This window comes from Bradyrhizobium sp. SZCCHNR1098 (assembly GCF_032489375.1).
In the GTDB taxonomy this organism is placed as follows: domain Bacteria; phylum Pseudomonadota; class Alphaproteobacteria; order Rhizobiales; family Xanthobacteraceae; genus Bradyrhizobium.
Genome location: NZ_JAUEXY010000012.1, coordinates 214,827 through 227,472, shown reverse-complemented (window position 1 = coordinate 227,472; position 12,646 = coordinate 214,827). Strand labels below are relative to the sequence as shown.

The 12,646-nt window shown below is 66.1% G+C and carries 12 protein-coding genes; 7 read left to right on the top strand and 5 right to left on the bottom strand.

Translation table 11 applies throughout. The features are described from left to right. Positions 1 to 22: 22 nt before the first annotated feature. The gene (locus QX135_RS24680) at positions 23 to 745 is read right to left on the bottom strand and encodes a hypothetical protein (RefSeq protein WP_315753591.1); all 723 of its coding nucleotides are present in this window, start codon (positions 743 to 745) and stop codon (positions 23 to 25) included. A 202-nt stretch (positions 746 to 947) separates the two neighbouring features. On the opposite strand from QX135_RS24680, the gene mbfA reads away from it, so the two are divergent. The 3 genes from mbfA (at position 948) to QX135_RS24665 (ending at position 4,081) form a co-directional block, all read left to right on the top strand. Next, positions 948 to 1,919 (top strand): iron exporter MbfA, encoded by a 972-nt coding sequence (mbfA, locus tag QX135_RS24675; protein ID WP_315713729.1) that lies wholly within the window; start codon positions 948 to 950, stop codon positions 1,917 to 1,919. A gap of 78 nt (positions 1,920 to 1,997) precedes the next feature. Continuing rightward, positions 1,998 to 2,528 carry a cytochrome b gene (locus QX135_RS24670; protein ID WP_316177347.1) on the top strand — a complete coding sequence of 177 codons (531 nt, stop codon included), beginning with the start codon at positions 1,998 to 2,000 and terminating at the stop codon, positions 2,526 to 2,528. A gap of 83 nt (positions 2,529 to 2,611) precedes the next feature. After that, on the top strand, positions 2,612 to 4,081 hold the full coding sequence (locus tag QX135_RS24665; RefSeq protein ID WP_315734794.1) for an amidase: 1,470 nt from the start codon (positions 2,612 to 2,614) through the stop codon (positions 4,079 to 4,081). A 182-nt stretch (positions 4,082 to 4,263) separates the two neighbouring features. Here QX135_RS24665 and QX135_RS24660 read toward each other — a convergent pair whose 3' ends face one another. Continuing rightward, positions 4,264 to 5,352 carry a Zn-dependent alcohol dehydrogenase gene (locus tag QX135_RS24660; protein WP_315734796.1) on the bottom strand — a complete coding sequence of 363 codons (1,089 nt, stop codon included), beginning with the start codon at positions 5,350 to 5,352 and terminating at the stop codon, positions 4,264 to 4,266. Between the two features lie 41 nt (positions 5,353 to 5,393). Then, positions 5,394 to 7,178, bottom strand: coding sequence for an acyl-CoA dehydrogenase family protein (locus QX135_RS24655; RefSeq protein WP_316177350.1), 1,785 nt, complete (start codon positions 7,176 to 7,178; stop codon positions 5,394 to 5,396). A gap of 110 nt (positions 7,179 to 7,288) precedes the next feature. Here QX135_RS24655 and QX135_RS24650 point away from each other — a divergent pair, with 110 nt between their 5' ends. After that, positions 7,289 to 8,308: a glutathione S-transferase family protein gene (locus tag QX135_RS24650; protein WP_315734800.1), complete on the top strand. Its 1,020-nt coding sequence runs from the start codon at positions 7,289 to 7,291 to the stop codon at positions 8,306 to 8,308. Between the two features lie 95 nt (positions 8,309 to 8,403). Beyond that, positions 8,404 to 9,105 carry an SDR family NAD(P)-dependent oxidoreductase gene (locus QX135_RS24645; RefSeq protein WP_315734802.1) on the top strand — a complete coding sequence of 234 codons (702 nt, stop codon included), beginning with the start codon at positions 8,404 to 8,406 and terminating at the stop codon, positions 9,103 to 9,105. A 158-nt stretch (positions 9,106 to 9,263) separates the two neighbouring features. Here QX135_RS24645 and QX135_RS24640 read toward each other — a convergent pair whose 3' ends face one another. Next, positions 9,264 to 9,878: a GNAT family N-acetyltransferase gene (locus QX135_RS24640; RefSeq protein ID WP_315734804.1), complete on the bottom strand. Its 615-nt coding sequence runs from the start codon at positions 9,876 to 9,878 to the stop codon at positions 9,264 to 9,266. A 78-nt stretch (positions 9,879 to 9,956) separates the two neighbouring features. After that, the gene (locus QX135_RS24635) at positions 9,957 to 10,160 is read right to left on the bottom strand and encodes a DUF1127 domain-containing protein (RefSeq protein ID WP_315734806.1); all 204 of its coding nucleotides are present in this window, start codon (positions 10,158 to 10,160) and stop codon (positions 9,957 to 9,959) included. A 113-nt stretch (positions 10,161 to 10,273) separates the two neighbouring features. Here QX135_RS24635 and QX135_RS24630 point away from each other — a divergent pair, with 113 nt between their 5' ends. After that, complete coding sequence (locus QX135_RS24630; protein ID WP_315734808.1) at positions 10,274 to 11,194, top strand: transcriptional regulator GcvA; 921 nt, start codon at positions 10,274 to 10,276, stop codon at positions 11,192 to 11,194. A 120-nt stretch (positions 11,195 to 11,314) separates the two neighbouring features. Beyond that, complete coding sequence (locus tag QX135_RS24625; RefSeq protein WP_315775542.1) at positions 11,315 to 12,625, top strand: MFS transporter; 1,311 nt, start codon at positions 11,315 to 11,317, stop codon at positions 12,623 to 12,625. The last annotated feature ends 21 nt before the right edge of the window (positions 12,626 to 12,646 follow it).

Sequence of the window (12,646 nt, the reverse complement as noted above, 5' to 3'; positions counted from 1 at the left end):
CTTTCATGTCAGCAGGGCGTCCTCACGATTTGCGCGCCTTCTCCTTCGCTGCGCGATGCAGGTGGCGGTAGGTGCCGTCGAACACCGTATCGGTGCTCGACACCCATTCGGTGTCCTTGGCGAGGACCGGCCGGCTGGCATGGATCCGGCGTGACTGCAGCTCGCGTTCCGCCGCCTCGTCGGGGCTCATCGGCTCGACCGTGAAGTTCGCCTCCTCGGGAATCACGATCACCTGCGCGAACGGCTCGCCGGGGCGGAAGATGTGGGTCCGGCCCTCGGCAGGCGCCTTGAACACGCAGAAGAACAGCATCGGCCAGAAACTGCGCACCAGCGCCGGCACGGCGATCGGGCAGGTATCGGTGCGGTCGGTGTAGAATCGCGGATGCGGCTCGGTCCGGATCGCAAAGCCGTTGGGCACCTTGAGATCGAGCAGGATCTGGTAGGTGTAGAAGGCATCGCCGAAATTGCGGAATGGCGGCCATTGCAGGCTCGGGCTCGGCGGCTCGCCCCAGTCGCCGGACAGCTCCAGCTTGCCGTCGCGCGTGGTGACCTGCAGCTCGAAGTCGTAGGGATAAAACAGCTCGATGCCATATTGCGCACCTTCCGAGAATGGTACGCAATGCCAGACCTGCTCATGCGAGCCATTCGCGCGTGGCTGGCGTTCGCCCGCCCAGCCCGGGATGTCCATCCGGGTGCGGCGCGGCGCCAACCCTGGATCGTTGAGCCGATATTTGACGCTATCCATTGGAACTCCTTAGGTGGCTGAGCGGAACGCGAACGACGGACTATCCTCGCAGTTCCATGACTGGAGCTTGAATGCGACGTCACGAAAGGGTTTCGCGACCAATCTGCGGCCGGAGTTTGACCGCGGTGCAGCAAATCCATATAGACTTTAGAAACGTTCTAAATACTCGAATGTTGAGAGCGAAAGATCCGGGGACCTTGGAATGAAGAACTTCGCCGACCTCACCGAGCGCGAGATCCTGGCAATCGCGATCTCGGCCGAAGAGGAAGACGGCCGCATCTATATGAGCTTCGCGGAGGATCTGGCGGAACGCTATCCGGATTCGGCCAAGCTGTTCGAGCAGATGGCCGAGGAGGAGAAGGGCCACCGCCACATGCTGCTCGAGCTCTATGAGGAGCGCTTCGGCAAGAACCTGCCGCCGATCCGGCGCGAGAACGTCAAGGGCTTCATGCAGCGCCGGCCGATCTGGCTGACCAAGAACCTGTCGCTCGACGCCATCCGCCGCGAGGTCGGCACGATGGAGTTCGAGGCCGAGCGCTTCTACGCCAAGGCCGCCGAGCAGGCCAAGGACGTCGGCGTGCGCCGGCTGCTCGGCGATCTCGCCGAGGCCGAGAAGGGCCACGAGAAGGTCGCGGCGAAACTGACCGACAAGATCCTCAGCCCGGACGTCCGGCACAAGGAGGACGAGACGCGGCGGCGCGTGTTCGTGCTGCAATATGTCCAGCCCGGTCTCGCCGGCCTGATGGACGGCTCGGTCTCGACGCTGGCGCCGCTGTTCGCCGCCGCCTTCGCCACACATCAGAACTTCCAGACCTTCCTGGTCGGTCTCGCCGCCTCGATCGGTGCCGGCATCAGCATGGGCTTTGCCGAGGCGCTGTCCGACGACGGCTCGCTGACGGGCCGCGGCTCGCCGTGGCTGCGCGGCGCCGTGTGCGGCGCGATGACGACGCTCGGCGGATTGGGGCACACGATGCCCTATCTCGTCCCGGACTCCTGGACCAACGCGTTCTGGATTGCGACCGCGATCGCCAGTCTCGTCGTATTCTTCGAGCTGTGGGCGATCGCCTACATCCGCGCGCGCTACATGGACACGCCGTTCCTGCAGGCGGTGTTCCAGATCGTGCTCGGCGGCATCATCGTGCTCGGCGTCGGAATTCTCATAGGAGCGGCCTAGCATCCGCACCCCGGCGTCTTGCGAAACGTCCAGCCGCGAGGCTGATGGCGCCAGACCGATCACAACGGAAAACTCGTCATGACGCCACGCTTGCATTACGGCACGCCCGCGAAGATCCTGCACTGGCTGGCGGTGGCGCTGCTCGCCATCCAGTATCCGATCGGCTGGCTGATGCCGGACCTGCACGCGAACACACCCCCCGGCGCGCCGATGATCCTGCACATCTCGTTCGGTCTCACCATCCTCGCGCTGATCCTGGTGCGCTTCGTCTGGCGGCTCACCCATCCGGTCGCACCGGAGAGCTCGCTGCCGCCCTGGCAGCGGCTGAGCTCGGAGGTCGTGCACTGGATGCTCTATGTGATGGTGCTGGCGAGCACCATCACCGGCTGGCTGTTCGCCTCCTTCCGCGGCTGGAGCGTGTCGTTCTTCTACCTGCTTCCGTTGCCGATGCTGGCCGCGCGCAACCCGGCCGGTAACCGCGCCATCGACGGGCTGCACCAGGCCTCCGAATGGCTGCTGCTGATCCTGATCGTCGTTCACGTCGCCGCCGCACTCGCGCACGTCTTCATCTATCGCGACCGCGTCATGCAGCGGATGCTGCCGGGCTAGAGGATAGTCCGCAATTTTGGTCAAGCGATCGCCATCCGCATCGGTTAAGACTCCCGGCAAACATCGCACCGGGAGGATCGACCTTGGCCGCACCGCAATGGACGTTCGCAACCGCCGTCGACACGGCGAAGGCATTGGCAGATCGTCAGATCTCGTCGGTGGAGCTGACCAAGCTCGCCATCGACCGCATCGAACGTCATGACTCCGAGATCAACGCCGTCTGCGTGCGCGATTTCGAGCGCGCGCTCGCTGCCGCTGACGTCGCCGACGCGGCGCTGGCGCGCGGCGAACGGCGGCCCCTGCTCGGCCTTCCGCTCACGGTGAAGGAATCCTACAACGTCGCCGGCCTGCCGACGACCTGGGGTTTTCCGCAGCATAGGGATTTCATCGCGGCCGAGGATGCGCTGACGGTGACGCGCGTGAAGGATGCCGGCGGCATCGTGCTCGGCAAGACCAACGTGCCGCTCGGGCTCGGCGACTGGCAGAGCTACAACGACATCTACGGCACCACCAACAATCCCTACGATCTCGGCCGCACGCCAGGCGGTTCGTCCGGCGGATCGGCCGCGGCACTGGCGGCCGGCTACGGCTCGCTGTCGCTCGGCTCCGATATCGGCGGCTCGCTCCGGGTCCCCGCGTTTCATTGCGGCGTCACCGCGCACAAGCCGACCTACGGCCTCGCGGCCTCGCGCGGCCACACGCCACCGCCGTTTCAGCCGCTGCCGGGCGAGGCGGACCTCGCCGTCGTCGGCCCGATGGCCCGCTCGGCCGCTGATCTGTCGCTGCTGCTCGATGTGATCGCGGGCCCCGACCCGCTCGAAGCCGGCAAGGCGTTTCGCCTCGACCTGCCTCCGCCGCGTCACGGTCGCCTGCAGGATTTCCGCGTGCTGGTGGTCGCGAGCGATCCGCTGCTGCCGACCAACAGCGCCGTGCGCGGCGCGATCGAGCGGCTGGCGGCCGACCTCGCGCGGGCCGGCGTCAGCGTCACGACGGAGAGCCCGCTGCTGCCGGACTTCGCCGCATCGAGCCGGCTCTACATGCGCATGCTGCTCGGCTTCATCGGCGCCACCATGCCGGCGGAGGTCCACGCCGGCGCCAGCCACGCGGCCGCGCAATTGCCGAAGGAGGCAGCGAGCCTCGCGGCCGAGCGGCTGCGCGGCATCGCGCTCAGCCATCGCGACTGGGTGCAGGCCGGCGGGGCGCGGGCGCGGCTGCGCGCGCAATGGCGAACGCTGTTCGAGCATTTCGATGCCGTGATTTGCCCGATCATGCCGACGCCGGCCTATCCGCACGACCATTCGCCCGACCAGGAGCAGCGCCGCATCAGCATCGACGGCGTCGAGCACTGCTACACCGATCAGCTCGCCTGGCCGGGCATCGCCACCTTGCCCGGACTGCCCGCCACCGCGATTCCGCTTGGGCTTGCCGACGGCCTGCCGGTCGGGGTGCAGATCGTCGGCCCGTTCTTCGAGGATCGCACGCCGCTCAAGCTCGCCGAGCTGATCGAGCGCGAGTTCGGCGGCTTCGTCCCGCCGCCGCTGTTTGCGGACTAGTTCGCGATCGGGCTTCTTCAACAACGCCTAGCCAAATTCCGCCGTCGTCCTACATCGTCATGGCCAGGCCGGCCATCCATCTTCCAGAGGGGCTGGATGCCCGGGTCAAGCCCGGGCATGACGGGTAACTAATAGGCAGACCCGCCGAACCTCATCACCTGCCTCACACCCGACCACCCACCTCACGCGTCGAACATGATCACGCTGCGCAGCGTCTTGCCGGCTTTCATGTTGGCAAAGCCCTCGTTGATCTCGGACAGCTTCAGCTTGGCGGAGATCCAGTCCTCCAGATGCAGCTTGCCGCGCAGATAGAACTCAACGAGACGGGGCATGTCGACGCGGAAGTGGTTCGAGCCCATCGACGAGCCCTGGATGCGGCGCTCGCGCAGGAAGTCGAAGCCGTGCAGCTCGATCTTCTGGCCGAACGGGATCATGCCGACGATGGTCGCGGTGCCGCCGGGCGCCAGCATCGCGAAGGCCTGCTCGGCGGTCTCCTTGCGCCCGAGCACCTCGAAGGCGTGATGCACGCCGCCCTTGGTGAGCTCGCGCACCTGCGCCACGACGTCGCCCTCAGCGGGATTGATGATGTCAGTCGCACCCAGTTTCGTCGCAAGCTGCAGCTTGGCCGGATTGGTATCGATGGCGATGATACGGCCCGCGCCCGCGATCTCGGCGCCGTTGATCGCAGCCATGCCGACGCCGCCGCAGCCGATCACGGCCACGGTCTCGCCGGCCTGCACCCGCGCCGTGTTGACGACGGCGCCATAGCCGGTGATGACGCCGCAGCCGATCAGCGCCGCGAGGTCGAGCGGCATGTCCGGGCGGATCTTCACGATCGCATTCTCGTGCACCAGCATCTGCTCGGCGAAGGACGAGAGGTTGAGAAACTGGTGCAGCTTCTCACTTCGTCCCCATGACAGCCGGTTGGAGGCGCCGGGCGGCATCTTCACCGTCGTATCGGTGCACAGCACCGGGCGGCCCGTCGTGCAGTTGTCGCAGGTGCCGCAGAACACGGACAAGCACGTGACGACATGATCGCCCGGCTTCACATAGGTTACGTCGGCGCCGACCTGCTCGACGATCCCAGCCGATTCATGGCCGAGCACGGCGGGCAGCGGATGCGGATACAGGCCTTCGATGAAGTGCAGGTCGGAATGGCAGAGACCGGCCACCGCCGTGCGGATGAGCACTTCCCGCGGCCCCGGCTTGGGCACACTGATGTCCTCGATCACCAGCGGCTTGTTGACCTCCATCAGCACGGCGGCTTTCATTGGCGTTCTCCCGATCTTGTTTGTTGTTGGTCGCGGCAAGCCTACGCCGCTGACAGCAGTTCGCCAACCTCCTCCATGTCAGCGGTACGTTCGCCGAGCAGCAGCGTGGCGATCGCATCATCCATCCTATTTTCCGCAAGCCGGAACGGATCGGACGGCGTCAGCCGGTGCGCGACGACGAGCTTCGCCAGCAACAGCCTGCGCGCGTCGCCGCGCATCGCGTGGATGCGCGCGCTTTCCCAGGTCGTCGAGACGGCGCTCGCCACGTGATACAGCAGGCTGGTGGCGCGGCGCGCTTCGGACTCATTGTCGGCGCGTCCCGCGACCTCGCGCGCAAAGCCCACGGCACGATCCACGAGTCGATGCAGCTGATCGCGCCAGGCCTGCGGCACGGCGGCGCTGTCGTCGAGCCGCGCATGCAGGTCGGCTGCCAGCGCGGCCTCCGCACCGTGCCGGCCCACGGCGCGCTTCAGCGCATCGAGCGCGACGATGTTGCCGGTGCCCTCCCAGATCGAGCCGAGATGGGCGTCGCGCAGCAGCCGCGCGGTGACGAACTCCTCGACATAGCCGATGCCGCCGCGCATCTCCAAGGCATCGCCGCAGACCTTGCGCGCGTCGCGCGTGGCACGGAACTTCAATGTCGGCGTCAGGATGCGCAGCAGCGCCGCGGCCTCCTGGCTGCCGGCCTCGGCACGGTCGAGCGCGTCGGCGGTGAGGAAGCTCATCGACAGCGCCTGCTCGGTCGCGAGCAGGATCTTCAGCAGTTGCCGCCGCCCGAGCGGCAGGTCGACGATGCGTTTTCCGAACACCACGCGGTTGCGCGCGACCGTGATCGCGTCGTGCCAAGCCCGCCGCATCAGCGCAGTCGACTTGACGCCGTTGGAGAGACGCGACGAGTTGACCATCTCGGCCATCTGCACGAAGCCGCGATCGAGCCGCCCGACCGCATAGGCGATCGCGCCCTCCAGCTTGATCTCGCCCGAGGCCATCGAGCGGGTGCCGAGCTTGTCCTTGAGGCGCACGATCCGATAGTGGTTCTGGCTGCCGTCATCGAGGAAGCGCGGCATCAAGAACAGGCCGACGCCGCGCGTTCCCGCTTCGGCATCTTGCGGCCGCGCCAGCAGCATCACCACTTTCGCATCGGCATTGGAGCAGAACCATTTCTCGCCATGCAGGCGCCAATGGTCGCCCTCCGGGACGGCGACCGTCGTCAAAGTGCCGACATCGGAGCCGCCCTCCTTCTCGGTCATGAACTGGCCACCCTGGGTCAGCTTTCTCATGTCGGTCTGCGTCAGGCCATCGAGGTACTTGGCCTTGAGCCCGTCGCTGCCGAAGCTCGCCAGCAGCTTGGCGCAGCCATCGGTGACATTGATCGGACAGCCCAGACCGAACTCCGCCTGGTTGAACAGGAAGGTGAAGGCGTGCTTTGCCGCGACGGGATATTTGCTCGGCCAGCCGAGAATGCCCTTGCGGATCGACATCGCATGAATGCCGAACTCGCTAAAGGCGGCGCGCTCCAGCTCGCGATACGCGGGATGATACTCGACCCACTGCACGTCGCGGCCGAAGCGGTCGCGCTGGTGCAGCACGGGGCCATGACGGTCAGCCAAGCGGGCGCATTCGTCGAGATAGGAGCCGGCGAGTTCGCCGAGACGGTCGAGATGCGGCACGAGGTGCCGAAACAGCGTCTCGGGCAGATGGATGCGCAGGAGATCGGTGAGCGCCGGATCGGCGCGATAGAAGTTCAGCCCCGTGGTATCGGGCGCCAGCAACTCCGGCCTCGCGCCGCCGGTCATCACGTCATCGCGTTTCAGGAACTGATGCATGATCGTTAAGCCCTCGTTCGTTTCCGCAAGTCTCTGATGGACTCTTCGACAGGTTGCGCCTGATCGGATACACAACAAGCAGCGGCGTGCGCCGAACCGGGAGCAGATCCATGACCAATCAGCCGACGGAGGTTTATCGCATCTTCGGGGCGGAGATGTCGCCCTATTCGGTCAAGGTGCGATCGTATCTGCGTTACAAGGGCATTCCGCATCAATGGATATTGCGCAATGCGGAAAGCGAGGCGGAGTTCGCGCGGCACGCCAAGCTGCCGATCATTCCGCTGGTGGTCGGCCCCGGCGAGGTGCCGATGCAGGATTCGACGCCGATCATCGACGCGCTGGAGCTCGACTTTCCGCAACCCACGATTCATCCCGGCGACGCGCTGACGAGCTTCATCTCGGCCTTGATCGAGGAGTTCGGCGACGAGTGGGGCAACAAGTGGATGTTCCATTATCGCTGGGCCCGTGATCTCGATCAGCGCGCCTCGGCCGGACGCATCGCCCGCATCCGCGCCCCCAGGGCGGACGAGGCCGAGTGCGGCGAAGTGGCGGATAAAGTCCGCGCCCGCATGGTCGAGCGGCTCTGGTATGTCGGCTCGAACGAGATCAACGCGCCGCAGATCGAGCAGGGCTTTGCCGAAATGCTCGACCTGCTCGAACGACATCTCTCGGTCAGGCCGTATCTGTTCGGCCACCGTCCGGCCTACGGCGATTTCGGACTGTGGGGCCAGCTCTACGAGCTGTGGACCGATCCGACCGCCGGCGCCCTGATCGAAGGCCGCGCGCCGCATGTGCTGGCCTGGATCCACCGCATGCTATGGCCGCGCGCCGAAGGCGAGTTCGAGCTGTGGCCGGAACTGTCACTGACCTTGATGCCGATCCTGACCCGCCAAGTCGGCGCGCTGTTCATGCCGTGGACGCTCGCCAACGAGCAGGCACTGGCGGGACAGCGCGACGTCTTCAGCGTGCAGCTGGGTGACTTCACGTGGACACAGAAGCCGCAGAAATATCATGCGCGCTCGTTGGCCATGCTCCGCGGCAAATACGCGTTCCTGCACGATCGAAGCCGACTCGACGTCGTGCTGGAGGAGATTGGTTGCCTCGCCGGATTGCAGCCGCGCCCCACCTGAGGGCGCGTGGCAAAAATGTGGGGACGAGCCGTAGGAAGTCGGCCGCCGGTGCATTAGCTTGATTCCTGCGGACGCTTTGGCCCAAGGACCTGCCCATGGATATCCCAGCCTACAAGATCGCCCTCATCGTCGGTGCCGGCGAAGGGCTCTCGGCCTCGCTGGCGCGGCTGTTCGCGCGCGAGAAGATCCGCGTGGCGCTGGCTGCGCGCAAGATCGAGAAGCTCGGCGCGCTCTGCAACGAGACCGGCGCCCGCGCCTACCCCTGCGATGCGACCAATCCGGAGGAGGTCGAGCGGCTGTTCGGCATCGTCGAGCGCGAGATCGGCGCGCCTGATCTCGTGGTCTACAATGCCAGCGCGCGGGCGCGCGGAGCGCTCACCGATCTCGTGCCGGCCGACGTGCAGCAGTCGATTGCCGTCAGCGCCTTCGGCGGCTTCTTGGTGGCGCAGCAGGCGGCACAGCGCATGCTGCCGAACAAGCACGGCGCCATCCTGTTCACCGGCGCCTCCGCCAGCGTGAAGGGCTACGCCCAGTCGGCGCCGTTCGCGATGGGCAAGTTCGCGCTGCGCGGCCTCGCCCAGAGCATGGCGCGCGAACTGTCGCCGCAGGGCATCCACGTCGCGCACTTCGTCATCGACGGCGGGATCAGGAGTGCGGCAAGGCAGGAGCCCGCCGAGCGCCCGGACTCGATGCTCGACCCGGACGCCATCGCTGCCAGCTATTGGAGCGTGCTTCAGCAGCCGCGCAGCGCCTGGAGCTGGGAGATCGAGCTCAGGCCGTGGGTGGAGATGTTTTGAGGCGCGGCGTAGTCATTCGATTGCCGATGCTCGCCTCACAACGACTGTCATCGCCCGGCTTGACCGGGCGATCCAGTACGCGCAGCTCGCGGAGAGGAACGTGGACAGACCGCAGCGCATGGGATACTCCGCCTGCGCGTGGCATGACGGACGTCATATCATGAATGTGCTATGATGCGCGGCTCACGGTCCACTACCCTCAGGCCGCCGCTTGGCGATTCCGTAGACCGGTGCCTCAGCTCCTTCTCGAATCGCACCAAGGTCCAGTCATCGGGATACTGGCGAAGATCGAAGCCGGACTTCCTGGCGAGCGCAATCATCACGTCGTTGGTACGCAGCGCATCGCCCGATAGCGTGACGCCGCCGAGCGCAACCGCGCGGCGCTCGAGATTCGCGATCAGCGCCGGGCCGATGCCGTGGCCCTGCCAGCGGTCCTGCACCGACAGGCCGAACTCGACGCGGCCGGTATCGCGGTCGAGCGCGTAGCGCGCTTCGGCCACGATGCTCTCGACGCCGTCGTGATCCATCACGCCGATCAGGCTGTAACGGTCGTTGCGGCCGAGCGCGACGAAATCGTCGAGCACAGCCGGAGGCAGTTCGCTCAGCGCGCCGAGGAAACGCTTGTGACGCGAGCGCGGGCTCAAGGAGCGCACATAGGTCTGCAGCGCCTCGGCATCAGCCGATGTCACGAAGCGCAGCCGCACCTCGTCGCCACGCCGGGTGTGAATGGCGTTGGACGCGGCGGCGAAATCGGCAACGGCGGACGTCGGCATGACGGACTCCGGCGGAGATCAAATTGCCGGCGCCCTCCTTTGCGGAGCGGCGCCGGCGCGACGGGACGAGTGAGGGGCTCAACCCCGCCAGAACGGCTTGTCGATCTCGGCGGCGATATCGCTACGGGACAGGCCGAGGTCGTGCAGGTCGCGCTCCGACCATTGCGCCAGCTCGTGCCGTGTGCGGTAGCGGAGGCGCCAGGCGGCGAGTAGCTCGGCCACCCCCGACCAGAAGCCGGGAGTATGATGTTTCGTCATTGACGAGGAGACGTAGAAAGACATGAAAGCCTCCTGTATTGCACTGAACCTGCACTATCGGAGGCTTGCCTTTCATCTACAAACGACATTTACTACCGCTTCGGATGATATAACGTCATGCAAACGGGAGACCCTGAGTGACCCGGCTGCCGTCGCTGAATGGATTGCGGGCGTTCGAGGCCGCGGCGCGGCATCTGAGCTTCACCCGCGCGGCCTCCGAACTGAACGTGACGCAGACCGCGATCAGCCATCAGATCAAGCGCTTGGAGGATGAGCTCGGGCTGCGCCTTTTCGTCCGCCAGAACCGTAGCTTGGCGTTGACGCCGCAGGCCCGCGACTATCTCCCGCTGGTGCGGGCGGCGTTCGACGATCTCCGGCTGGCGACCGAGCGGCTGGTGCGCAAGGACAACGCCAAGGTGCTGACGGTCTCCACCATCGCCTCGCTGGCCGCCAAATGGCTGCTGCCGCGGCTGACGGCATTCCAGGAAGCCCATCCCGGCATCGACGTGCGGATCACGACCTCGACCACCCTGGTCGACTTCCGCAAGGACGACGTCGACGCTGCGATCCGCTATGGCCGCGGCCACTGGCCGGGCGTCCGGGCCGAATGGCTGATGGCCGACGAGCTGTTTCCGGTGTGCAGTCCGGCGCTGCTGCAGGGCGACAAGCCGCTACGCTGTCCGGAGGACCTCGCGCATCACACGCTGCTGCAGGCCAGCGGCGGCTATGACGACGACTGGCGGCTCTGGCTGACCGCGGCGGGTCTGCCGGTGGAGATGTCGAGGCAGGGCCGGCTGAGCTTCGACCTGTCGCTGATGACCGTCCAGGCTGCGATCGACGGGCTCGGCGTCGCGATCGGCCGCACAGCCTACGTCCAGGACGACATCGCCAAGGGCCGGCTGGTGGTGCCGTTCAAGATGGCGCTGCCGAGCGACGCCGGGTTCTATCTGGTGACCCCGGAGGGACGAACCGATCCGCCGAAGCTGAAGGCGTTCCGGCAATGGCTGAAGGATGCAACGCAGCAGAAGTCGGCCGCCGGCAATTCTGTTCAGGCCTAGGGCGCCTTGAGCGCAAAGCTATTGGCCGCCATGGCTTGGTGTGGCAGATTGTCGCACCTTTCCCTTCGGCCGGCGTAGAAATCCTCCGCACGAGCCTCTCGACGGTAGGAGTTTCCCCGCGTGTCCTCAACGTCAATCCCGCAGCCGGCTACGATCCATTCGCGCATCGGCGCGATCCTGCGCGCCACCAGCGGCAATTTCCTCGAGCAGTTCGACTTCTTCCTGTTCGGGTTCTATGCCCCGATCATCGCCAAGGCGTTCTTCCCATCGGAGAACGAGACTGCATCTCTGCTGAACGCCTATGGCGTGTTCTGGCTCGGCGCCCTGATGCGGCCGGTCGGCGCGATCGTGCTCGGTGCCTATGTCGACAAGATCGGCCGGCGCCAGGGCCTGATCGTGACGCTCGGCATCATGGCGGTCGGCACCGTTGTCATCGCGTTCTGCCCGACCTATGCGACGATCGGCATCGCGGCCCCGATCATCGTGCTGCTCGGGCGGCTGTTGCAGGGCTTCTCGGCCGGCGTCGAGCTCGGCGGCGTGTCGGTCTATCTGTCCGAGATCTCCACGCCCGGCAATCGCGGCCTCTACACCTCGTTCCAGTCGTCCAGCCAGCAGGTCGCGATCTTCGTCGCGTCGGTCATCGGCTATGTGCTCAACCAGGCCATGCCGGCGGACATGGTGGCGGCCTGGGGCTGGCGCATCCCGTTCTTCATCGGTTGCCTGATCATTCCGCTGATCTTCTTCCTGCGCCGCACGCTGGAGGAGACGCCGGCCTTCCTCGCGATGAAGAAGCACCCGACCGCGCGCGAAGTATTCGCCTCGGCGCTGGAGAACTGGCGCATCGTGATCCTCGGCATGATGATCGCAGTGCTGACCACGACGATGTTCTACTTCATCACCGTCTACGGTCCCGGTTTCGGCAAGGAACTGAAGCTGTCGGCGGCGGATTCACTGCTCGTCACCCTGCTGGTCGCCGTAACCAACTTCTTATGGAATCCGGTTGGCGGCGCGGTGTCGGATCGGATCGGACGCAAGCCGGTGCTGGTGACCATCGCGGCTCTGGCGTTGCTGACCGCCTATCCCGCCTTGCACTGGCTCGCGGCGGCGCCGAGCTTCGGCAAGCTGCTCGCGGTCGAAATGCTGTTCTCGTTCTATTTCGGCGTCTACAGCGGCACCATGCTGGGCTGCCTGGTCGAGATCGTGCCTGCGCATGTCCGCACCACCTGCTTCTCGATCGCCTTTGCGCTGGCGGCCGGCCTGTTCGGCACCGCGACGCCGGCGGTCTCGACCTGGCTCATCAACAAGACCGGCGACAAGGCCTCGCCCGGCTACTGGCTGATGTGCGCCGCCGTGCTCGGTATCATCGCAGCGATGACCGTCTATCGCGGCGGCCGCCAGGCCGTCGCGGCGCGCGAGCCGGTCATTGCGTGATCGCTGCGAGGGGCAGCGCCT